A 22481-nucleotide genomic window follows, 5' to 3' on the forward strand; every position below is an offset into this window, starting at 1 on the left:
CCCCCCCCCCCCCCCGGGGGCGCGCCCCCCCCGCGGGGGCGCGCGCCGCCCGCCCTGTTTTCCGCCCCTGGAACGTCTCGACGTCGAACCCCATGTCCCGAAGGTGCCCTTGAGGACGCTCACCGTCTCAAAGGGCCCCTCCGAGACCTGCGTCTTCCAAAACATACAGACAGCATGTATGTTACTTCCATGACGACCAGCGACCTGCTCGGCGAGGTGCACGAGGCGGACCTCGGCGGCGCCCGTATCCGCTACCGCGACCGCGGTGAAGGCCCTCCCGTGGTCTTCGTCCACGGACTGCTGACCAACGGCCTGCTCTGGCGCAAGGTGGCCCCCGCGGTCGCCGGCGCGGGCTTCCGCTGTCTCACCCCGGACTGGCCGCTCGGCGCGCACGAGATCCCGGTCCCGAACGCCGACCTGAGCCCGCCCGGGGTCGCCGCGCTCATCGCGCGGTTCCTCGAAGTGCTCGACCTGACCGACGTCACCGTGGTCGCGAACGACACCGGCGGCGCGCTCACGCAACTGCTCATGACCACGAACCCGGAACGGGTGGGCCGGGTCGTGCTGACGCCGTCGGACTCCTTCGAACGCTTCCTGCCGCCGCTGTTCGCGGGGCTGAGCACGCTGGCACGGATCCCCGGCGGCGTCGGGCTGATGGTCCAGGCGCTGCGCTGGCGCTGGCTCCTGGAGAAGACGGACTTCCTCTGGCTGACCAAACACCCGGTCCCGGACCACATCCTCGACGCGTACCTGCTGCCCAGCCGCCGGAGCGCGGAGATCCGCGACGATCTGCGCCGGTTCACCGCGAGCGTCGACAACCGGTACACGCTGACCGCCGCCGAGCGGCTGCCCGCGTTCGCCAAGCCCGTTCTGCTGGCCTGGGCACCCGAAGATCGGCACTTCCCGCTGTGGCTGGGCCGCAAGCTCGCCGGGGTCCTGCCGAACGCCGAACTGAAGACGATCGAGGACTCTTACGCCTTCGTGCCGGAGGACCAGCCGGAGCGGCTGAGCGGCATGATGGTGGAATTCCTGCGTGCCCACGCCACGACGTAGCCAGACCGAACGATCGCACTCGACGCAGGCCGCGTTGATCACGGCGGCGCGCACCCTGTTCGCCGAACAGGGTTACGCCGCCGTGCCCGCCGACGAGATCGTCCGGGCGGCCGGCGTCACCCGTGGCGCGCTGTATCACCACTTCGGGGACAAGCAGGGTTTGTTCCGTGCCGTGATCGAGCAGATCGAAACCGAGATCACCGAGGAACTCAAGACCGTCCTGCGCACCACGGACGATCCGTGGGCGGGGGCGCTCGGCGTGCTGAGCCGGTTCCTCGACCTGTGCCTGCGGCCCGAGGTGGTGCGGATCGCGCTCACGGACGCCGTCTCCGTCCTCGGCTGGCAGGAATGGCGGGAGCTGGAGAACCGGTACGGGCTCGGCCTGATCACGGAGATCCTGGAGGCCGCCGCGGCGGACGGGCTGCTGATCGACGCGCCCATCCCGGAGCTGGCGCAGCTGGCGCTGAGCGCGTGCGCGGAGGCGGCGCTGATGATCGCGCACGCCGAAGACCCCGCGGCCGCGAAGGAGAAGTCCCTCGCCGCCCTGGTGGCCCTCCTGTCCGGCCTCGTGAAAGAACGCGTTTAGTCCTCTGGATGCGGTCCTTGCGTGTGCAACTACCGCATCCAGAGGACTGAACGCGAGCTAGACGGTGTCCAGGATCATCTCGAAGGCCGCCTCGGCCGCGCCGAGCAGCTTCACGTCCGCCCCGAGCGCCGAGCTCACGATCTGCGTCCCGCCCACGGCCCGGCTCACCAGGCTCCGCCGCCGCACCTCGGCGGCCACCGACTTCACGACCGAGTCGGGCAGCACGGTGAGCAGGTCGCCCAGCACGACCAGCTGCGGGCCGAGCAGGTTGACCACGTTCACCAGGCCGAGCGTCAGCCATTCCGCGAACTCCGACAGCCGCTCCTCGGCCGCGTGCGGGTCCCGGCCCAGCTCGCGCAGTTCGAACAGGATCGCCCCGCGAGGGGTGTCCTCGGGCAGGTCCAGCGCGCGGCACAGCGCCGCCTCGCCGACCTCGGTCTCCCAGCAGCCGCTGGACCCGCAGTAGCAGGGGCGGCCGCCGGGCCGGATCGCCATGTGCCCGATCTCGCCGACGTAGCCCGCGCCGCCGCGCAGCGACGAACCGTCCGCGATGATCCCTCCACCGACACCGACGTCGGCGGAGACGTACACGGCGTCGGAGGAACCCCGCGCGGCGCCGCGCAGGTGTTCGGCGATGGCGCCGAGTTCGGCGTCGTTGCCGACCAGGATGGGGATGCGCAGCACACCGCCGAGCCGTTCCCCCAGCGCCACGTCGGTCCAGCGCAGGTTGGGCGCCTCGTGGACGTGCCCGTCGGCCCGGCGGACGACGCCGGGAACGGACACCCCGGCGGCGATCGGCTGCACGCCGAGGTCGCCCGCCAGCACGGTGGTCGACTCGATCACGTGCGTGATCACCTCGTCGGCCTCCCGCATCCGGCCGTGCAGGTTCCAGCTGTTGCGCCCGAGGATCTGGCCGCCGAATCCGACCAGCGCGATCGCCACGTGTTCGACCTGGAGGTCGACCGCGAGCACCACCGCCGCGTGCGGCTGCGGCAGGACCAGGAGCGAGGGGCGGCCCGCCCCTCGTCCCGGCCTCGGGACCCGCTCCTCGACGACCCCCGCTTCCGCGAGGCCGTCGACGAGGGTCTTGATGGTGCTGCGGTTGAGCCCCAGCTCGGTGGCGAGGGTCGCCCTGGTGCTCGGGCCGCTGACGTGCAGCAACCGGAGCAAGGTCGTGCGGTTGTGCCTGCGCACCTCGTCTGGTCGTGCAACGGGTGTGCTGGTCACGGGCTTCATCATTCCATGCGGACTCAGCGCGGCGACGCAGCCGCGCGGCGCCGGGACAGCGCGTCGACCGTGGCCGCGAGAAGCAGCACCAAACCGGTGACGATGTTGACCACCGCCGCCGACTGCTTGAGCAGGCCGAGCGCGTTCTCCACGACCGCCAGCACGAGACCACCGATCACCGCGTCGACGACCCGGCCCTTGCCGCCGAACAGCGACGTACCACCGATGACGGCGGCGCCGACCGCGAACAGCAGCGTGTTGAGGCCACCGGCCTGCGGGTCGACCGAACCGACCTTCGACGAGTAGACGATCGCGCCGATCGCCGCCACCGCCGAGCAGATGACGAACACCGAAGCGCGGATCTTCTCGACGTTGATACCGGCGCGGCGGGCCGCCTCGCGGTTGCCGCCGACGGCGTAGATGTGGCGGCCGTACTGGGTGCGGTTGAGCACGTAGGTGCCGAGCACCAGCAGGCCGAGCACGATCGGCACGACGTACGGGACACCGGAGATGACGATGTTCGGGTTCGGCGCGCGGTTCAGCGTCAGCAGATAGGTCGCGATCGCGGCGACCACGGCGATCGCGCCGACCTTGAACAGCACCATCGGCGTCGGCTGGGTGACCAGGCCGCGTTTGAGCCGCGAGAAGTGCTGGCCGAGGGTCACCGCGGCGAACCCGCCGGCGGCGATCACGAAGAGGACCCAGCTGCCCACAGTGGACAGATTGCCGTTGGCGACCTTGAACAGCACGTCCGAGGTGCTGATGCCGAGCGTGCCGCCCTCACCGATGAACTGGAGGATGACCCCTTGCCAGGCGAGGAAGAGCGCCAGTGTCACCACGAACGAGGGCATCCCGATCTTGGAGACGAGGAAGCCGGTGAGGACACCGATCGCGCCACCGACGCTGATCGCGAGCAGCATCTCGATCCACGGGTTGGCCGCGGTCCCCGACAGCACGAGCGCGATGGCGAGCACGGCGAACCCGACGCCCGCCCAGATCCGCAGGACCACCCCGAGCAGCGCGGCGATCGCGAGCACCACGAGGAACGCGATGAACACGCCGTTCCCCATGCCGCCCAACAGGTTTCCGTTGCGCACGTAGTGCATCGCCAGTACCGCGGCGGTGACCCCGGACGCGGTACCCGCGGACAGGTCGATCTCACCGAGCAGCAGCACGAACACGATGCCCATCGCGATGATCGCCTTGCCGGCGCCCTGTGCCATCAGGTTCGCGATGTTGTTCATCGTCAGGAAGGTGTCCGACAGCGAGGCGAACACGATCACCAGCACGAGCAGGCCGAGCAGCGCCGGGAGCGAACCCAGCTGTCCCGCCTTGAGCCGGGAGAAGTAGTCGCCGACGGCCTCGCGCGTCGACATCGATGTCGTGTCGATGCCGAAGTCCGTGATGGCCGCCGACGGGTTGAGCGCGGCGGCCGCCGACTTGCCCCCCTCCGGCGAGGCGGGCTTTGCAGGTGTCTCAGTCATTTCCGGTTCTTTCTCGCCTCGGATCAGAGGACGGCGGCTTCGGGGCGGGCAAGGCCGAGGTCGCCGGAGCGACCGGCGGTGATCAGTTCCACGACCTGGCCGTGGGTGACGTCCTTGGTGTGCACCTCGGCGACGAGACGGCCGAGGTAGAGCACCGCGATACGGTCGGCGACCTCGAAGACGTCGGCCATGTTGTGGCTGATCAGCACGACGCCGAGGCCCTGTTCGGCGAGGCGGCGGACCAGGTCGAGCACCTGGCGGGTCTGCGCGACGCCGAGCGCGGCGGTGGGCTCGTCGAGGAGGACGACCTTCGAGTCCCACAGCACGGACTTGGCGATCGCGACGGTCTGCCGCTGCCCGCCCGAGAGGGCCGAAACGGGCGTACGGACCGATTTCACGGTGCGGACCGACAGCGACGCGAGCGTCTCGCGGGCGGCCTTCTCCATGCTGGCCTCGTCGAGCAGCCATTTGCTGCCGCGTTCCCGGCCGAGGAACATGTTCTGCACGATGTCGAGGTTCTCGGCCAGCGCGAGGTCCTGGTAAACGACCTCGATGCCCAGATCCGCGGCGTCGCGCGGGCCGTGGATGTTCACCTGCTTGCCCTGGAACGTCACCGTTCCCGAGTCGTAGCCGTGGATCCCGGCGATCGACTTGACCAAAGTGGACTTACCGGCACCGTTGTCGCCGACCAGCGCGGTGACCTCGCCGGCGCGCACGTTGAAGTCCACGTCGTGGAGGACGTGGACCGGCCCGAAGCTCTTGTTGAGCTGCTTCAGTTCGAGGATGGGTTCACTCATGGGGGTTCTCGAATTCTCCCGGCTGGGTACCGGGCCGGTGCGCGCTGTCGGGAGAACGCACCGGCCCGGTCGTCTGGATCGAACGGGTCAGGAGATACCGAGCTGCGTGCACGCCGCGGCCAGGTCGCCGCCGCAGATCTCGGCGGCCTTGACGTAGCCCTGCGTCACGACCTCCTTGACACCGTCCTTGGTGGTCATCTTCGGCTCGAGGAGCACGGACTTGACCTCGCGGTTGCCCTTCGGGTCCTTCGCCTTGCCGGTGGCCAGCGCGTCGGCGCCCGCCTTGTCGCCCTTGGCCAGCAGCACGGCGAGCTTCGCCGCGGCTTCGGCTTCTTCCTTGATCGGCTTGAAGACGGTCATGTACTGGTCGCCGCGCAGGATCGCCATGAGGCCGTCCGCGGTGGCGTCCTGGCCGGTGACCGGGACCTTGCCGTTGAGGCCGTTCTTCTTCAGCACGGTGATGACCGCGCCGGCGAGACCGTCGTTCGCGGCGACGACGCCGTCGACCTTGCCCTTGTTGTCGGTCAGGATCTGCTCGAAGGTCTGGCCGCCCTTCTGGTTGTCCCAGTTGTCGATGGCCTGCTCGCGCACGAGCTTCAGGTCGCCGCTGGCGAACTTCGGCTGCAGCACGGACTTCTGGCCGTTGGCGAACAGCGTCGCGTTGTTGTCGGTCGGGGCGCCCTCGATCATGACGACCTCGGCACCCTTCTTGTCCTTCAGCGCGTCGGCGAGACCCTGGCCCTGCAGCTGGCCGACCTTCTCGTTGTCGAACGAGACGTAGTAGTCGGAGCTGCCGCCGAGGTTCAGGCGGTCGTAGTCGATCGTCGGGATGCCCGCGGCCTGCGCCTTGCGGGCGACCGCCGCGCCGACCTCGCCGTTGATGGCGGCGATGATCAGGACCTTGACGTTCTGCGCGATCATGCCGTCGGCCAGCGTGGTGAACTTCTGGACGTCGCCCTGGGCGTTCTGGACGTCGGCGTCGAAGCCCGCGTCCTTGAGCGCCTTGGTCAGGAACGGCTTGTCGAAGGACTCCCAGCGCGCCGAGGTGGCGGTCTCCGGCAGGATGACGCCGACCTTGCCGCCGGCGGCGGCACCGCCCGGGGCGGGGGCGGACTGCGAGGAGTTGCCGCTGCCCGAGTCGGCGGTGTTGGCGCCACAGGCGGAGAGCACCAGGCCGGCGCCCACCGTCGCGGCGAGGAGGGTAAGGGTTCTGCTGCGCATCCTCTGTCCTTCCGGATCTTGCTCGCGGGCGGCGATCCTCGAGGACCGGTCGCACCATCGCGCATATGTTGTGGGCGACAACATATGCCGCCGAACGTGTTTCGCGGAAGACGGCTGAATCGATTAAGCCTCATCAAATGGACACGGTTTGGCAACGTGGCCGTAGCAAGGCGTACGAAGTCTAGGCGCGCTGACGGTGTGACCGCCACCACTCACTCAGCGTGATCGGCGCTGATGATCGCGGTGCGAGGACCAGGGATTCCGGTGAAGATCATCGGCAGGCGAGGGACGACATGCCCGACGAGGAAGCGAGTTCACCCTGAGCGAGAGGTGTGTGGATATAGAGACGTTGAACGTCCCTATATCCACACATGTGGATATAGAGACGTTGAACGTCCCTATATCCACACACCCCGCCCCTTCCGGAACGCTCGCGCCAGAACCGTGTGGATTTTGGGACATCTGACGCCCCAAAATCCACACAGTCCGTGTCTTGGGCCGAGGCGCTCCGAGGTGGGAGGCCCTCCTGAGTCCGTGGACACCTTCTTGAGGGACTTGTTTTGCTTACCCACTGGTGTGGGTCGAGCCTGAGGGATTCGGGGCGATGAACCTCCTGGCTCCTCCACGCTTGGATTCGTTGATGAAGGATTCGGGACAGTGAACGTCCCGAATCCTTCATCAACAACGCTCGCTCCGGTCTGGAACGGGGTCCCGGAGTCCCTCAAGGAGGCCTTCACGGACTAGCGCCCCACCCCCAGCCCGCGTGAAGGCTACGGAGCGATCACCANATGAAGGATTCGGGACAGTGAACGTCCCGAATCCTTCATCAACAACGCTCGCTCCGGTCTGGAACGGGGTCCCGGAGTCCCTCAAGGAGGCCTTCACGGACTAGCGCCCCACCCCCAGCCCGCGTGAAGGCTACGGAGCGATCACCAGGAACGCAGGGTGACGATCCGCTCTTCGAGCTGCTCCACCGACGCCATCGCGGTCGGCGGGCCGCCGCAGACCCGGCGCAGTTCGTTGTGGATCGCGCCGTGCGGCTTCTTCGTCCGGTGGTGGTGCACGCCCACCAGCGCGTTCAGCTCCTTGCGCAGGCTGCCGAGCCGTTCGCTGACCGACTGCGGCCGCGCGACCGGCGCCGCCTCCTCCGCCTTGGGCTTGCGCCGCTTCTCGTCGGAGAGCTGCTCCTCCTGCCGCTTCCGCAGCAGGGCGCGGACCTGGTCCGGTTCGAGCAGCCCCGGCAGGCCGAGGTACTCCTGCTCCTCGTCGGAACCGGAGAACACCGCGGTGCCGAAGGAGTTGCCGTCGTAGATGACCTGGTCGAGTTCGGCGGAGGCGCCCAGCGAGGTGAACGCCTTCTCCTCCTCGCCCGGCTCGTCCTCGGTGCGGTTGGCCTGGGCCAGGAGCTCGTCGTCCCAGCCCTCCTTCTCGCGGTGCGGCTTGCCGAGGACGTGGTCGCGCTGCGCCTCCAGCTCGCTGGCCAGCTCCAGCAGCACCGGCACGCTCGGCAGGAACACCGAAGCGGTCTCGCCGGGCTTCCGCGAACGCACGTACCGGCCGATGGCCTGCGCGAAGAACAGCGGGGTCGACGCGCTCGTGGCGTAGACGCCGACCGCCAGCCGCGGCACGTCGACGCCTTCGGACACCATCCGGACCGCCACGAGCCAGCGGTCGGTCGAATCGGAGAACTCCTTGATCCGCCCGGACGCCTTGGGATCGTCGGAGAGGACGACCGTCGGGGTCTGGCCGGAGATGCGCTCCAGGATCTTGGCGTAGGCGCGCGCGGAGTCCTGGTCGGTGGCGATCACCAGACCGCCCGCGTCCGGGATGCCGTTGGCGCGCAGCTGCGCGAGACGCGTGTCCGCGGCCTGCAGCACCGACGGGATCCATTCGCCCGCCGGGTCGAGCGCCGTGCGCCAGGCGCGCGCGTTCTGCTCGGCCGTCAGCGGCTCGCCGAGCCGCGCGGTGAACTCCTCCCCCGCGCTCGTGCGCCAGGAGGCCTCACCGGAGTAGGCGAGGAAGACGACCGGCCGGACCACGCCGTCGGCGAGCGCGTCGGCGTAGCCGTAGGCGTGGTCGGCCTTGCTGCGCTGGAAACCCGAGCCGTCGGCCTCGTAGGTGACGAACGGGATCGGCGAGTCGTCGCTGCGGAACGGGGTCCCGGTCAACGCCAGGCGGCGGACGGCGGGCGTGAACGCCTCGCGGATCGCGTCGCCCCACGACTTCGCGTCACCGCCGTGGTGGATCTCGTCCAGGATGACCAGGGTCTTGCGGTTCTCGGTGCGCACACGGTGCAGCGTCGGATGCGCGGCGACCTGCGCGTAGGTCACCGCGACCCCTTGGTAGTCACGCGAGGTGACGCCGGTGCCGTTGCGGAAGTTCGAGTCGATCGCGATACCTGCGGCCGCGGCCGAGGCGGCCCACTGGTGCTTCAGGTGCTCGGTCGGCGCGACGATGGTGATCCGCTCGACGGTCCGGTCGCTCAGCAGCTCGGCGGCGATCCGGAGACCGAACACCGTCTTGCCCGCGCCCGGCGTCGCGACGGCCAGGAAGTCCTGCGGTTTCTTCGTGAGGTACTTCGTCAGCGCTCGCCGCTGCCAGGCACGCAGCGGGCGGGCCGTGCTGTCCTTCGCCGCGGGAGGCGCGCCCAGCTCGCCTCGATCGCGTTCAACGGTTTCCGACATGCAGGTTCCCCTCCTCCCTCACCCGAAACGCCTGGTCATCCACCCTGACACAAGCGAAAACCCCCACTTGGGTATCCGGCCGCGACGCCGGCGCCTGAGGTGAGGGCACTCCGGAGAGCCTACCTCGCGGGCCCGTGGAACGCCGGAAGCGCCACCCCCGTTGTCGGGTTACTCACCCGAAAACCCAGGGGTGGCGAGCCGAATGGCGCGGCATGGACCATGCTGGAGACCGTCAAGGGCGCTCGGCGCCGGCGGAGGAGCTGCATGAGCGAGGAGAACGGCCGTCCGGATACGGCCGCCGAGGTCGCGAAGGGCCGCAGGGGTCCGTTGCGCCTGCTCAGCCGCACGCTCAGCAAGGCGTGGGACGGCAACATCTTCTCCGAGGCCGCCGAAGCCGCGTTCTGGCAGACGCTCTCGCTGCCGCCACTGCTGCTGGGGCTTCTCGGCTGTCTCGGCTTCGTCGGCGACTGGTTCGGCCAGGAGGTCGTGACCGCGGTCCACGACCGGATCATCACCTTCAGCAAGACGATCTTCAGCGACAACGCCGTCCACGACATCATCGAGCCGACGGTCAACAGCATCCTGTTCGTCGGCAAGGGCGAGATCGTCTCGGTCGGCTTCCTGATCTCCCTGTGGGCGGGTTCGTCGGCGATGTCGTCGTTCGTCGACGCCATCACGGTGGCGCACGACCAGTACGGCGTCCGCAACGACGTGTGGCAGCGGATCTTCGCGCTGCTGCTGTACCTGGCCGGGCTGGTCATCCTGGTGGTCGGGCTGCCGCTGCTGGCGATCGGGCCGGACCTGCTCCCCCAGTTCTTCCCCACCGACTGGCGCGACACGGTGTCGTACTGGGTCGGCACGCTGTACTACCCGGTCCTCGGGGGGATGATCGTGCTGGCGCTCACCACGCTCTACAAGCTCGCGCTGCCGCGACGACTGCCGTGGCATCGTGGCCTGCCGGGCGCGATGCTCGCCATGATCGTGTTCCTGCTCTCCAGCGTGGGCCTGCGGATCTACCTGAACTGGATCACCAAGACCGGCTACACCTATGGCGCGCTCGCCGCGCCGATCGCGTTCCTGTTGCTGATGTTCTTCATCGGGCTCGCGGTCGTCTTCGGCGCGTACTTCAACAGCGCCATCCAGGAACTGTGGCCCGCCAAGGCGACGAAACGGCAGCGCCGGAAATGGCGGCGGCTGGAAATGGAACGCGCGAACGAACGGATCCGCGCCGAAGAGGGCCGCAAACTGTGGGAACGGACGACGGTCCCGCTCCGCCGCCCCCGCCAGAACGGCGATTCCCCCGATGGTGACCCCGAACACGTGTCGGAACAATCGGTGAACGAGGAAACGCAGAGCGAAGCCGATTCGGTGACAGACCGGCGAAGTTGAGCGGGACCTCATCCCGAAGTCGTACTCGGATTCCACCCGTGGTGTGAATCCACCCCACCCCCTGCCGTGAAAAGCTCGCGATAACCGCCCGTCCCGAGCCATTCCTGGGGGATACCGTCATGTCCACGCTGGCCAGACTGAGCCTGCGCAACCGAAGTCTCATCGGGCTGCTCGCCCTGGTGGTGATCGGCTTCGGCGCCTTCGCCCTGCCACAGCTGAAGCAGCAGCTGTTCCCGTCACTGCAGTTCCCGCAGGCGCAGATCATCACGCCGTACGCGGGCGCGTCGCCGGACGCGGTCGACCGGCAGGTCACCGAGCCGCTCGAAGGCGGGCTGCAGGGGCTGAAGGGGCTCGAAGAGCTGAGCTCGACGTCGTCGGAGGGGCTGTCGCGGATCACCGCGCAGTTCGAGTTCGGCACGGACATCGACGCGGCGGTCGGGCAGATCCAGCGCGTCGTCGACGGGCTGAAGACACGGCTGCCGCAGAACAGCGAGTCGACGGTTTCGGCGGGCTCCACCGACGATCTCCCGGTCGTGCTGCTCGCCGCGGGGACCACCGGTGACCCGCAGGCGCTCGCGCCCGCGCTGACCGGGGAGGTCGCGCCGGAACTGCGGAAGATCGACGGTGTCCGCGAGGTCGAGGTGACCGGCGCGCGGCAGCCGCGGGTGACCATCGCGCTGGACTACGCGAAACTGGCCGCCGCGGGGGTCGACCCGTCGTCGATCGCCACCACGCTGCAGACCGCCGGTGCCGCCGTCCCGGCCGGGACGCTGACCGAAGGCGGCAAGACGCTCACCGTCCAGGTCGGCGGCGGACCGACCACAGTGGACACGATCAAGAACCTTTACCTCACGCCTTCGCAGCCTTCGCGTCCCGGCGCGCAGGCGGGCAAGCCCGTGAAGCTCGGTGACGTCGCGGACGTGCAGGCCGGATTCGCGCCGCCGACGTCGATCACGCGCACCAACGGCAAGCCGAGCCTCGGGCTCTCGATCACCATGGTGGAGAACGGGAACGCGGTCGCGATCTCGGAAGCGGTGCGGGACAAGCTGCCCGAGCTGTCGAAGAAGATCGGCGCCGAGATGAGCGTCGTATTCGACCAGGGCACCCCGGTCAAGGACGCGATCAGCGGCCTGACCACCGAAGGCCTGCTCGGGCTGGCGTTCGCGGTCGTGGTGATCCTCCTGTTCCTGTTGTCGGTGCGCTCCACCCTGGTGACGGCGGTGTCGATCCCGCTTTCGGTGGTCGTGGCGCTGCTGGCGTTGTGGACCGGCGATCTCTCGCTGAACCTGCTCACCCTCGGCGCGCTCACCATCGCCATCGGGCGGGTGGTCGACGACTCGATCGTGGTGCTGGAGAACATCAAACGACATCTGGCGTACGGCGAGGAGAAGGAGCGCGCGGTCCTCGACGGCGTGCGGGAGGTCGCGGGCGCCGTGACGTCGTCCACCCTCACCACGGTGGCGGTGTTCCTGCCGATCGCCTTCGTGGGCGGGTTCGTGGGCGAGCTGTTCTCACCGTTCGCGATCACGGTCACCGTGGCGCTGCTGGCGTCGCTCCTGGTGTCGCTGACGATCGTGCCGGTGCTCGCGTACTGGTTCCTCAAGCGGCCCAAGACCCCGGCGGACGAGCGCGAGGCCGAGCTCACGCGCCAGGCCGCCGAGGACAAGGAACGCCGCGGACTCTTGCAGCGCGGATATGTTCCGGTGATCCGGTTCGCCACGCGGCGGCGCGTCACCGTGGTGCTGCTGGCGCTGATCATCTTCGGCGGCACGGTCGGGCTGGCCTCGCAGCTGAACACGAACTTCCTCGACCAGTCCGGTTCGACGACGCTGAGCCTTTCGCAGAAGCTGCCGCCCGGCACCAGTTCCGAGGCCAAGGAGAAGGCCGCCGGCGCGGTGGAGCAGGCGCTCGCCGCCGAACCCGCCGTCGAGACCTACCAGGTGAGCATCGGCGGGGGCAACTTCTTCGGCGGCGGCGGGACGGCCACCAGCATCCAGGTCACCGTCGCCAAGGACACCGACCTCGACGCGCTGTCGGAGCGCTTGCGGGGCAAACTCGACAAGCCGGAACTCGGCGAGGTCAAGATCGGCGCGGAAGCGGGCGGGTTCAACTCCGACCAGATCTCGATCACCGTCACCGCACCGGACGAAGCCGCGCTGAAGCCCGCCGCCGAACAGGTCCGCCAAGCCCTGTCCGGCGTCCCGGACCTCACCGAGGTGACCAGTGACCTCGCGCAGGGCTCGCCGCGCGTGCAGGTCGAGGTCGACGCCGCGAAGGCCGCCGCGAGCGGGCTTTCGGCGACCACGATCGGCCAGATCGCGAACCAGGCGATCGCCGGCCGCACGGTGACCCAGCTGCCGGTCGACGGCAGGCGCACGGACATCGTGCTGCGCGCGGGAACGGCGCCGGTGTCGGTCGACGCGGTCAAGGCGCTGCCGATCCCGAGCGCGGCAGGCGTGGTGCGGCTGGACTCCGTCGCTACTGTGTCCACAGTGGACGGCCCGGCCGCGGTGCACCGCACCTCGGGCGAGCTGAGCACCACGGTCACCGCCAAGAACACCGGTGCGGATCTGGCCGCCACCACGAAGGCCATCCAGTCCAAGTTGAACGGTCTGACCTTCGCCGGCGGCGCGGCGTACAAGCTCGGCGGTGTCAGCGAGGACCAGCAGGAGGCCTTCGGGAACCTGTTCCTCGCGCTGCTGGCCGCGATCGCGATCGTCTACCTGATCATGGTGGCGACGTTCCGCAGCCTGATCCAGCCGCTGATCCTGCTGGTGTCGATCCCGTTCGCGGCGACCGGCGCGATCGGGCTGCTGCTGGCCACCGGGACCGCGCTGGGCCTGCCCGCGCTGATCGGGATGCTGATGCTCGTCGGCATCGTGGTGACCAACGCGATCGTGCTGATCGACCTGGTCAACCAGTACCGGGCTTCGGGAATGAGCGTCACCGACGCCGTCGTCGAAGGCGGCAGGCGACGGCTGCGGCCGATCCTGATGACCGCGGCGGCGACCATCTTCGCGCTGGTCCCGATGGCGCTCGGGCTGACCGGGCAGGGCGGGTTCATCGGGCAGCCGCTGGCGATCGTGGTCATCGGCGGGCTGGTCAGCTCGACCCTGCTGACGCTGATCCTGGTGCCGACGCTGTACACGATGGTCGAGACGCGGAAAGAGAAGCGTCGCGCGAAGAAGGACGCCCGCCGGTCTCCCGCCCCGGCCACCGAGACGCTGACACCGGAGCCGGCTTCGTAGACCCTGGGGGCAGAAGGCGCGCCGGGGCCGGGTGGGGCCGCCCGGCGCGCCCTTCAGTACTTCGCATTCAGCCGACTAACTGCGGCACACTCGCGGGCGCGAAAGTCGGCAAGGCTCAGTCACTGTCCACAGTGGAGGAATCTCGCCGAGACAAAGCCGTTGCGGCAAGGCGTAACTCGCGTGCTTGAAGCCGTAACTCGCGTGATTGGAGCAGGTACGCCTCCAATCACGCGAGTTACGCGTCTGATCACGCGAGTCACGCCTTACGGAACCGCCACGTCTTGCTGTCGAAGGCCACGCACCACGACGGCGAAAGCATGACGACCCGCAGGGTCCCGTCGGCGGCGACGTCGATGCCCTCGGTCTCGAAGTTCCCGCTGCAGGTGCTCTTCAGCGGCAGCTGCCCCAGCGACGTGACCCGTCCGGTCACGTCCGAACCGGACAGGGCGCCGGAGAGGTCGACCTGCAGCAGCGGCTTCGTGGTCCCGAACAGCGAGCCCTCGGGGTCGTCGGACGCGCACAGCAGCCGGGTCGCGGTGACGAAGTCGCAGCCCTGGATGTCCCGCACCGGCTTGTCGAGCCGGATCGCGGACGCGTACGGCAGGTTCGCCGACGGGTTCGTGTGCGCGACACCGGGCATCGGGTGCACGAGGAGCCGGTCCATCGTGCCCCATTCGCCCGCAACCATCCAGCGCGCGTCGGGGGTCACGGCGGCGAACGAGTTGTTGTTCGCCTCCCACGACTCCAGCGCGTGCGTGTAGTTCGCCCACGTCCCGTTGGGCGACTCGACGCGGAAGAGCTTCGCTCCCCTGTCGTCGCGCTGATACGGCTCGACGTACCAGCCCTGCGCGGAGCCAGGGTCGCCGACGTGGTTCCAGCCCTGGGACGAGAGGTTCACGGGAACGGTCGCGATCCCGGTGTAGCGGTAGATCGTCCCGGACGGCCGTTCGATGGTGGCCAGGCCCTGGCCCTCGTCGAGCGGGCGGGCGTTGTCCGAGCCGACGGTGGTCCAGCCTGTGACGGCTTGGGCGGCGGCGGGTGAGAACACCGCGACCAACGCGGCGATGGCGAGCACGATCCCGGTTCTACGCATGAAGGCTCCGTCCCGGCGGGTTTTCGCTGGCGCGTACTGATTACCAGCGAAGACCGGGACGGACAGCCACCATGTGAAGGATTTTCAGATTTTGTCCGGTTTCGGACACCGGACGGACACTCAGTCGCCCGGCTTGAGGCCGTCGTAGATCTTCTTGCAGTCCGGGCAGACCGGCGAACCGGGCTTCGCCGACTTCGTCACCGGGAAGACCTCACCGCACAGCGCCACCACGTGCGTGCCCATGACCGCGCTTTCGGCGATCTTGTTCTTGCGCACGTAGTGGAACATCTTCGGCGAATCGTCGTCGGTGCCGTCGGTGCCCTCGGGACGGGTATCCGGCTTCGGAAGGGTCTGTGTACTCACCCCTCCATTGTGCCCCAAAACCTCCTGCGCACACCGGCGACCTGGCAGGATCTCGCCCATGTTCCAGAAGGTGCTCGCGACATTCGGCTCGGGCGGGGCGAAGATCGACGCCCGGCTGCTCGACCGCACGATCTCCCCCGGCCGCCCGTTGCGCGGCGAGGTCCTGCTGCTCGGCGGCGAAGTCGAGCAAGAGATCAACGGCCTCTCGGTGAAGCTGCTCGCCAGGGTCACCCTCCCGGACGAACGCCGCCCCGGCGTCGAGGACCTCGAATTCGGCACCCAGCAGCTGGCGGGCAACGAGCGGATCGGGCCGGGACAGCAGGTCCGCCTCCCGTTCGAGGTGGCCCTTCCCTGGGAGACGCCGATCTCCAGCGTCTTCGGCAAACCGCTGACCGGGATGGCCGTCGGCCTGCAGACCTGCCTCGACATCGCGAACTCCGTGACGGACCCGGTCGACGTCGACGCCGCCGCGATCGAGCCGCTGCCGGCCCAGAAACGGATCCTGGACGCCTTCAGCCGGATCGGGTTCGTCTTCCGCGAGGCCGTGCTGGAACGCGGCCGGATCAACGGAGCCGTCCAGCAGCTCCCGTTCTTCCAGGAGATCCGCTTCACCCCTTCGCCGCGGTTCGCCCCCGTGTTCACCTCGGTGGCGGTGACCTTCCTGTCCTCGCCGTCGGAGACACAGGTCGTGCTGGAGGTGACCAAACGGGTCCGGGTGTCCAAGAGCGGCGGGTTCGGCGGACGCGGCCAGGAGTTCCTCGGCCTGTTCAAGGTCGACCACGCGGCACTGGAACGGGTCAAGTGGGAGCCGCAGCTCGAGGGATGGCTGCACGAGGTGGCCAAGGCACGCGGGATCTTCGACTGATGGAGTGGCCCACCGCGATCACCCGGCTCGGTGGCGATCACCAGATCGCCGCCGTCGCGTGGGACGACCTCCAGACCCGCTACGCCGAACCGCATCGCCGTTACCACGATCTCCGGCACGTCACGGCGGTCGCCCACGACAGCGGCGACCTCGCCGTCGCCTTCGGCCTGGGCTCCCGCGAACGTGCACTGGTCGCCGTCGCCGCATGGACGCACGACGTCGTCTACGACGCCCGTCCCGGTGAGGACGAACGGGCGAGCGCCACCTGGACGCGCGACGAACTCACCAACGCCGGCGTCCCCGAGGCGGATGTCCAGCGTGCCGAGGAGCTGGTCCTGAGCACGATCCACCACTCCGCCCCGGACGACGACCTGCTCGCCACGGCGCTGCTCGACGCCGACCTCGCCATCCTCGGTGCCCCACCGGAGCGCTACGAGGAGTACGCGAGCGGTGTCCGGGAGGAGTACTCGATCTACTCCGACGAGGACTGGCGGGCGGGACGCGTGGCCGTGCTGGAGAACCTGCTGGCCAGGCCGCGGCTGTACCGCAGCGACATCGCGCGGGCACGCTGGGAGAGCAAGGCGCGCGCGAACCTCGCGCACGAACTGACCCGATGGCGTGACGCGGACCCACATCACCGATGATGTTCGTTCGTGACTCCGCAACTGTCCCTTCACGAAGAGGTCGCCTCCGCCCTCGCCGCCGGTGACCCCGTCGTCGCGCTGGAGAGCACCATCCTCTCCCACGGTCTCCCGCCCGGCCGCAACCTCGACGTCGCCCGGCGGCTGGAGAAGGTCGTGCGCGACGGCGGCGCCGTCCCCGCGACCATCGCCGTCCTCGACGGTGTCCCTCTGGTCGGCCTCACCGGCGAGCAGCTGGAACGGGTCTGCGCGCCCGGCGCGGAGCTGGACAAGCTCTCCCTGCGCGACATCGGCCCGGCCGTCGGCCTCGGCCGCTCCGGGGCGACGACGGTCGCGAGCACGGCGGCGCTGGCCGCCGCGGCCGGGATCGGCATGTTCGCCACCGGCGGGCTGGGCGGCGTGCACCAGGGCGCGGCTCAGAGCTGGGACGTGTCGGCGGATCTCGGCGTGCTCGCGAAGGTACCGACCACGGTCGTCTGTTCCGGCGTGAAGTCGGTGCTCGACATCGCCGCGACCCTCGAAGTGCTGGAGACCAACTCGGTACCGGTGCTGGGGTACCGCACCGGCGAGTTCCCCGCGTTCTACCTCCGCTCGTCCGGTTTCGAGGTGCCGTGGCGGGTCGACGACGCCGCGCAGGCCGCCTCGGTCATCGCCGCCCACCGGGCGCACGCGGATTCCGGTGTCCTGCTGGCGAATCCGATCCCGGAAGCGTCCGAAATGGACAAGGAGCTGCACGACCGGCTGCTCGCCGAAGGGCTGGAACTCCTCAAGTCGCGCGGCGTGCACGGCAAGGACGTCACGCCGGTGCTGCTGGAGCACTTCCACACCGCCAGCGAAGGCGTGAGCCTGGACGCGAACGAGGCGCTGGTGCTGTCCAACGCGGAACTGGCCACCGCGGTCGCCGTCGCGCTCGTGAAGAGCGCGGCATGAGCGGCAGCAGCGGCATCGTCGTCGTCGGCGACGTCGGTCTCGACGTGGTCGCGCGGCACGAAGGCCCCATCCCGCACGGCGGCGACATCCGCGCGAAGGTCCACTTCACCAGCGGTGGCGCGGGCGCGAACACCGCGCTGTGGCTGCGGGCCGAGGGCGCGGAGACCACACTGGTCGCGCGGATCGGCGACGACTCCGGCGGCCGCATGGTGAAGAGCGAACTGGAGGCGGCGGGCGTCCGCTGCGAGTTCGCGGTGGACCCCGACGAACCGACGTTCTGCGTCGTCGTGCTCGTCGACGGCGCCGGTGAGCGGAGCATGCTCGCCGACCGCGCCGCGAACGCGAGGTTCAGCCCCGAGGACGTCACCGAGGCGGCGCTGCGCGGGGCTAGCCACCTGCACCTCTCGGGGTACGTCCTGCTGTACCCGTCTTCGCGACCGGCGGCGCTCGCGTCGCTGGCGGCGGCGAAGAAGGCCGGGCTGACGACGTCGGTCGATCCGCAGGCGGCGACGCTGATCACCGATCCCGCGGCCTTCCTCGACGACGTGCGCGGGGTCGACCTGCTGATGCCGAACACCAGCGAGCTGGTCGCGCTGACCGGGTCGAGCGATCCCGAAGCGGCGAAGGAACTGCTGGACTACGTCGGCGAGGTCGTGGTCACCGCCGGTCTCGACGGCGCCAGCTGGATCGACGCGAGCGGCACGATCACCTCTGTGCCTGCCCAGCCCGCGGAGTGCGTCGACTCCACCGGAGCCGGCGACGCGTTCGATGCCGGAGTGCTCGCGGCGTGGCTGCGCGGCGAGTCCACCGCGGAGGTGCTTCGGGCCGGAACCCGGCTGGGTGCCCAGGCGGTTTCGAAGGTCGGGCCGCAGCCGTAGTCCCCCTCGTGAGTGGTGAGGACGGTTCTAACCGTCCTCACCACTCACGAGCCTGCTTGCTGTTCCCAGCCGGCGAACAAGCCGGGTCAGCGGTTCCGGTGCTCGGCGATGATCTCCGCGTACCGGTGGCCGCTCGCCTTGACCGNGTGAGGACGGTTCTAACCGTCCTCACCACTCACGAGACCAGAGCCATTCGGTACCGGGGTTCCGCTGGGTGCTGGGCTTGCCGGACCCTGCACCGTCCTGGTGATCATGTCGCGAAAGCCGCTTTCGAGACGTCTGATGTCCCGAAAGTGGCTTTCGCGACATCCGGCTCCAGACCCCTCGGTCAGAACCGTCCACTCACGAGAGGGGCGCGAAACGGGTCAGCCGCCGTCGATGACGCGATGACCGGAGCTTTCGATCCGCGTCGGTTCGGCCTGGTACCGGTTGACCTTCTCGCTCTTGCGCGGCGGCCGGTCGTTGGCGATCAGGACGGCGACCCAGGGCAGCGGGATCGAGATCGCGATCAGGGCCAGCGCCAGCCACCAGGTCTCGTAGAAGATCCCGGCGAGGATGAGGCACGGGATGCGGAACGACATCATGATGATGTACTTCCGCTTCCGTTTGGCCAGCTGGTCTTCGTAGGACGGGGCGGCTTCGGTGATCAGCACCGGAGCGGGTTCCCTCGGTTCGGGACCGTGGGCGGGCGCGTTCACAGCACCACCTCCGGCTTCCATGCTCCCACTCGCCGGGCTCATCCGACACCCGGGTGGGTGAGCCGGTGCAGAGCCGCGACCACGAGCGTCTCGACGCCCGCCGAAAGCGTCGGGTGTGGGATCGGCGCGAAGAGCGGCGAATGGTTCGACGGGATGTCCCGTTCGAAGCGGCCGGCGGTCATCGCGGCGATCACCTTGCCCTCGTCCATGCCGCCGACCAGCCAGAACACCGAGGGGACGCCGGCCGCGCGGCCGAACTCGCTGAAGTCCTCACTGCCGGTGACCAGCGGCGCGGGCATCACGCGGCCCTCGCCGAAGTAGTCGCGGAAAGCGGCGGTGAGCCCCTCCGTGGCCGCGTCGTCGTTCTCGGTGACCGGGAACGCGCCGATCCGCTCGATCTCCGGCGGTTTCGGCGCGCCCGCGGTGGCCGCCTCGCCCTGGACGATCCGCTCGACCGCCGCGACGACCTTCTCCCGCACGGCCTGGTCGAACGACCGGATGTTGACCTCGAGGACGGCGTGGTCGGCGATGATGTTGTGCGCCGTGCCGACGTGCAGCGATCCGACGGTCACCACCGCCGACTCGGTCGCCGAGATCTCCCGCGACACGATGGTCTGGAGCTTGAGCACCACGGACGCGGCGAGCACCGCCGGATCCACCGTGGTCTCGGGACGCGAGCCGTGCCCGCCGCGGCCGTGCAGGGTGATGCGGAGCGCGTCGGTGGCCGCCATGATCACGCCCGGCCTGGTCAGCACCCACCCCGCCGGACCGGGTACGACGTGCTGGCCGAGCACGACGTCGGGTTTGCCGGCGGGCCCGAAGACGCCGTCGCGGACCATGCCGGCGGCGCCGTCCCCCGCCTCCTCCCCCGGCTGGAACACGACCATCAGCGTGCCGGACCAGTGCTCGCGCCCGGACGCGAGCAGCGACGCGGCGCCGGAGAGCCAGGTGGCGTGCATGTCGTGGCCGCAAGCGTGCATCACCGGGACTTCGCGGCCCTCGGCGTCGACCCCGCGCGCGGTGCTCGCGTACGGCAGCCCGGTCTTCTCCTCGACCGGCAGCGCGTCGATGTCGGCGCGCAGCATCACCTTCGGGCCCGGCCCGTTGCGCAGCACACCCAGGACGCCGGTGCGCCCGATACCGGTGTGCACCTCGTAGCCGTCGGCCTCCAGGCGCTTCGCCAGCTCGGCGGCGGTACGGGTTTCGGCGAACGACAGCTCCGGATGCCGGTGGAGGTCGGTGTACAGGTCTTCCAATCCGGGCAGCGCCGCCTGCAGCGGTGCCAGGACACTCTCGAGGCTCACGACGCAATCCTGGCAGTATTACCCACCGTGAGCACACGAGCGGCCCTCCCCGACCTGTCCGACGACGTCTGCGCGAGGCTGCGGGACGCCTTCCGCCGGACGGGGTACGACGCCGACGGCGTGGTCGGCGCCCTCGGTTCCGCGCACGGCGCCCTCGGCCGCGGCGAACCGGAACTCGCCCACCGCGCGACCCGCGACGCGGGTGAACTCGGCACGCTGATCCGGCTCTTCCTGCTGGGATCCACCGAACCGGAGAAGGACGTCGAGGCCGCTTTCGCGCCGCTGTCCCTCGATGACGCGGTCGCCGCGACGCTGCTCGTGCCGGCCGCCGACGGCTACCGGGCCGGTCTCGACGTCCGCCCGCACGGCGACGACGAAGGCTCGTGGTGGGTCGTCTCCGACCTCGACGCCGACGTCCTGGGCACGACCGTGCCCGAAGACCACGTGCTCGGCGTCGGGCACGCCTCGCTCAGCCTGATCCGGGCCACCAGCCGCCGCGAGGTCGGCAGCCTGCTCGACGTCGGCACCGGCAACGGCGTCCAGGCGCTGCACGCCACGCGGCACGCGAAGAAGGTCACCGCGACCGACGTCTCGGCCCGCGCACTCGCGCTGGCCGCGGCGACGTTCCGGCTCAACGAACTGGACGTCGAGCTCGTCCGGGGCGAATGGTTCGCGCCGGTCGCGCGGCGCCGGTTCGACCAGATCGTGTGCAATCCGCCGTTCGTGGTCGGCCCGCCGCGGGTCGACTACACCTACCGCGACTCCGGTCTCGCGGGTGACGACGCCAGCGCGCTCGTGGTGCGGCAGCTGCCCGGGTTCCTCAACGACGGCGGCACCGGCCAGCTCCTGGCGTCCTGGCTGCACGTGAAGGGCGAGGACTGGGGCGATCGGGTGACCCGCTGGCTGCCCGCCGAGACCGACGCGTGGTTCGTCCAGCGGGACATCGCGGACCCGGGGCTGTATGTCGGCACGTGGCTGCGCGACGCCGGCATCGATCCCCGGTCCCCCGAAGGCCGCGCGAAATCCGGAGCGTGGCTCGACTGGTTCGACGAAAACGACGTCCAGGGCATCGGGTTCGGCTTCGTCACGCTCCGGCGGGCGGACGGCGCGACCCCGGCGATCGTGTGCGAAGACCTGCGCCAGGCCTACGACGACCCGCTGGGCGCCGAGGCCGCGAACTGGCTGGACCGGGTGGAATGGCTTCGCACCAACGGTGATTCGCTCCTCGATGTCCGTTTCCGGGTGCCGGAAACCGTGCTTCTGGAGAGCGTCGCCGAGCCGGGCGAAGAGGGCTGGGCCACCACCGTCCAGCGGCTGCACCGCACGGACGGTCCCGGGTGGTCGCACGAAGTGGACGAACTCGCGACACGGCTGCTCGCGGGCTGCCAGGGCGCGCTTCCCCTGGAGGACCTGATCGTGCTCCTGGCGGCCGCTCAGGGGCTCGAACCGGAGGAACTGGCCGAAGCCGCGCTCCCCGTCGTCCGGGAGCTGGTCCGGCACGGCATGCTCCTCCCCGCCGTCTGATGCGGGCGGTGGTGGCGAGGGTCACGGAAGCGAGCGTGACCGTCGGCGACGAGGTGACCGGTGCCATCGACGAGCCGGGTTTGCTGGTGCTGCTGGGAATCCACCTCGACGACGATGCGTCGAAGGTGCCGGCGATGGCCCGCAAACTGCACGAAGCTCGCATACTTCGCGACGAGGAGTCCTGCGCCACCACCGGCGCTCCCCTGCTCGTCGTAAGCCAGTTCACTCTGTACGGCGACACCCGCAAAGGCCGCCGTCCGTCCTGGACTGCGGCCGCCCGGCCGGAGGTCGCCGAACCCCTCGTGACGGCAGTCGTCGACGCGTTGCGCGAACGCGGCGCGCGGGTCGAAACCGGCCGCTTCGGGGCCATGATGGCGGTCCGGAGCGTGAACGACGGCCCGTTCACCCTCCTCATAGAGGTCTAGACCACGTTTCCTTCTCCCCGGCACGGGCATTCTCAGGAAAAGCTCAGGGTTGCTGGAGCAACGCCCCAGGT

The 22481-nt window shown here is 69.5% G+C and carries 19 protein-coding genes; 10 read left to right on the forward strand and 9 right to left on the reverse strand.

Features of this window, described 5'->3' with window-relative positions; genetic code table 11:
• Positions 1-189: 189 nt before the first annotated feature.
• Positions 190-1053, forward strand: coding sequence for an alpha/beta fold hydrolase (locus tag ACXIZN_RS19560; protein ID WP_457956084.1), 864 nt, complete (start codon positions 190-192; stop codon positions 1051-1053).
• Positions 1034-1639 (forward strand): TetR/AcrR family transcriptional regulator, encoded by a 606-nt coding sequence (locus ACXIZN_RS19565; protein ID WP_457956085.1) that lies wholly within the window; start codon positions 1034-1036, stop codon positions 1637-1639. The genes ACXIZN_RS19560 and ACXIZN_RS19565 overlap by 20 nt, the downstream gene beginning before the upstream one ends.
• Before the next feature lie 57 nt (positions 1640-1696).
• Here ACXIZN_RS19565 and ACXIZN_RS19570 read toward each other — a convergent pair whose 3' ends face one another.
• The 5 genes from ACXIZN_RS19570 to ACXIZN_RS19590 all read right to left on the reverse strand — a co-directional run bounded on the left by ACXIZN_RS19570 (position 1697) and on the right by ACXIZN_RS19590 (position 9052).
• On the reverse strand, positions 1697-2878 hold the full coding sequence (locus ACXIZN_RS19570) for an ROK family protein (RefSeq protein ID WP_436460731.1): 1182 nt from the start codon (positions 2876-2878) through the stop codon (positions 1697-1699).
• 11 nt (positions 2879-2889) lie between these two features.
• Positions 2890-4350, reverse strand: a complete 1461-nt coding sequence (locus ACXIZN_RS19575; RefSeq protein ID WP_457956087.1) for a sugar ABC transporter permease — start codon at positions 4348-4350, stop codon at positions 2890-2892.
• Between the two features lie 23 nt (positions 4351-4373).
• On the reverse strand, positions 4374-5147 hold the full coding sequence (locus ACXIZN_RS19580) for an ATP-binding cassette domain-containing protein (RefSeq protein WP_005164482.1): 774 nt from the start codon (positions 5145-5147) through the stop codon (positions 4374-4376).
• Positions 5148-5234: 87 nt separating this feature from the next.
• Positions 5235-6368 carry a sugar ABC transporter substrate-binding protein gene (locus tag ACXIZN_RS19585; RefSeq protein WP_457956089.1) on the reverse strand — a complete coding sequence of 378 codons (1134 nt, stop codon included), beginning with the start codon at positions 6366-6368 and terminating at the stop codon, positions 5235-5237.
• A gap of 929 nt (positions 6369-7297) precedes the next feature.
• Positions 7298-9052 carry a DEAD/DEAH box helicase gene (locus ACXIZN_RS19590; RefSeq protein WP_034317045.1) on the reverse strand — a complete coding sequence of 585 codons (1755 nt, stop codon included), beginning with the start codon at positions 9050-9052 and terminating at the stop codon, positions 7298-7300.
• Positions 9053-9316: 264 nt separating this feature from the next.
• Here ACXIZN_RS19590 and ACXIZN_RS19595 point away from each other — a divergent pair, with 264 nt between their 5' ends.
• Both ACXIZN_RS19595 and ACXIZN_RS19600 read left to right on the forward strand, forming a co-directional pair.
• The gene (locus tag ACXIZN_RS19595) at positions 9317-10441 is read left to right on the forward strand and encodes a YihY/virulence factor BrkB family protein (protein ID WP_457956090.1); all 1125 of its coding nucleotides are present in this window, start codon (positions 9317-9319) and stop codon (positions 10439-10441) included.
• Positions 10442-10560: 119 nt separating this feature from the next.
• Complete coding sequence (locus ACXIZN_RS19600; RefSeq protein ID WP_457956092.1) at positions 10561-13689, forward strand: efflux RND transporter permease subunit; 3129 nt, start codon at positions 10561-10563, stop codon at positions 13687-13689.
• A gap of 256 nt (positions 13690-13945) precedes the next feature.
• On the opposite strand, the gene ACXIZN_RS19605 is transcribed toward ACXIZN_RS19600, so the two are convergent.
• A complete protein-coding gene (locus tag ACXIZN_RS19605) occupies positions 13946-14782 on the reverse strand; it encodes a hypothetical protein (RefSeq protein ID WP_457956094.1) in 837 nt (278 codons plus the stop codon).
• Between the two features lie 120 nt (positions 14783-14902).
• Entirely contained in the window at positions 14903-15145 is a 243-nt protein-coding gene (locus ACXIZN_RS19610) for a DUF3039 domain-containing protein (protein WP_007033595.1), read from the reverse strand.
• A gap of 58 nt (positions 15146-15203) precedes the next feature.
• Between ACXIZN_RS19610 and ACXIZN_RS19615 the strand changes: the two genes are divergently transcribed.
• From ACXIZN_RS19615 to ACXIZN_RS19630, 4 genes are read left to right on the forward strand one after another with little or no spacing between them, the layout of a single operon-like run.
• The gene (locus ACXIZN_RS19615) at positions 15204-16010 is read left to right on the forward strand and encodes a sporulation protein (RefSeq protein WP_457956095.1); all 807 of its coding nucleotides are present in this window, start codon (positions 15204-15206) and stop codon (positions 16008-16010) included.
• Positions 16010-16654 (forward strand): HD domain-containing protein, encoded by a 645-nt coding sequence (locus ACXIZN_RS19620; RefSeq protein ID WP_457956097.1) that lies wholly within the window; start codon positions 16010-16012, stop codon positions 16652-16654. The genes ACXIZN_RS19615 and ACXIZN_RS19620 overlap by 1 nt, the downstream gene beginning before the upstream one ends.
• Before the next feature lie 9 nt (positions 16655-16663).
• On the forward strand, positions 16664-17581 hold the full coding sequence (locus ACXIZN_RS19625; protein WP_457956098.1) for a pseudouridine-5'-phosphate glycosidase: 918 nt from the start codon (positions 16664-16666) through the stop codon (positions 17579-17581).
• A complete protein-coding gene (locus tag ACXIZN_RS19630) occupies positions 17578-18459 on the forward strand; it encodes a carbohydrate kinase family protein (protein ID WP_457956099.1) in 882 nt (293 codons plus the stop codon). Before ACXIZN_RS19625 ends, ACXIZN_RS19630 begins: the two co-directional genes overlap by 4 nt.
• A 365-nt stretch (positions 18460-18824) precedes the next feature.
• On the opposite strand, the gene ACXIZN_RS19635 is transcribed toward ACXIZN_RS19630, so the two are convergent.
• Complete coding sequence (locus tag ACXIZN_RS19635; RefSeq protein ID WP_126731478.1) at positions 18825-19178, reverse strand: DUF3099 domain-containing protein; 354 nt, start codon at positions 19176-19178, stop codon at positions 18825-18827.
• A 17-nt stretch (positions 19179-19195) separates the two neighbouring features.
• Positions 19196-20461, reverse strand: coding sequence for an amidohydrolase (locus ACXIZN_RS19640; RefSeq protein ID WP_457956101.1), 1266 nt, complete (start codon positions 20459-20461; stop codon positions 19196-19198).
• A 27-nt stretch (positions 20462-20488) separates the two neighbouring features.
• Between ACXIZN_RS19640 and ACXIZN_RS19645 the strand changes: the two genes are divergently transcribed.
• Together ACXIZN_RS19645 and dtd are read left to right on the forward strand one after the other, a co-directional pair.
• Complete coding sequence (locus tag ACXIZN_RS19645; protein WP_457956102.1) at positions 20489-21985, forward strand: DUF7782 domain-containing protein; 1497 nt, start codon at positions 20489-20491, stop codon at positions 21983-21985.
• Entirely contained in the window at positions 21985-22410 is a 426-nt protein-coding gene (gene dtd / locus ACXIZN_RS19650) for a D-aminoacyl-tRNA deacylase (protein ID WP_457956104.1), read from the forward strand. The genes ACXIZN_RS19645 and dtd overlap by 1 nt, the downstream gene beginning before the upstream one ends.
• The last annotated feature ends 71 nt before the right edge of the window (positions 22411-22481 follow it).

The sequence above is a fragment of the Amycolatopsis sp. TRM77291 genome (genome assembly GCF_054166285.1).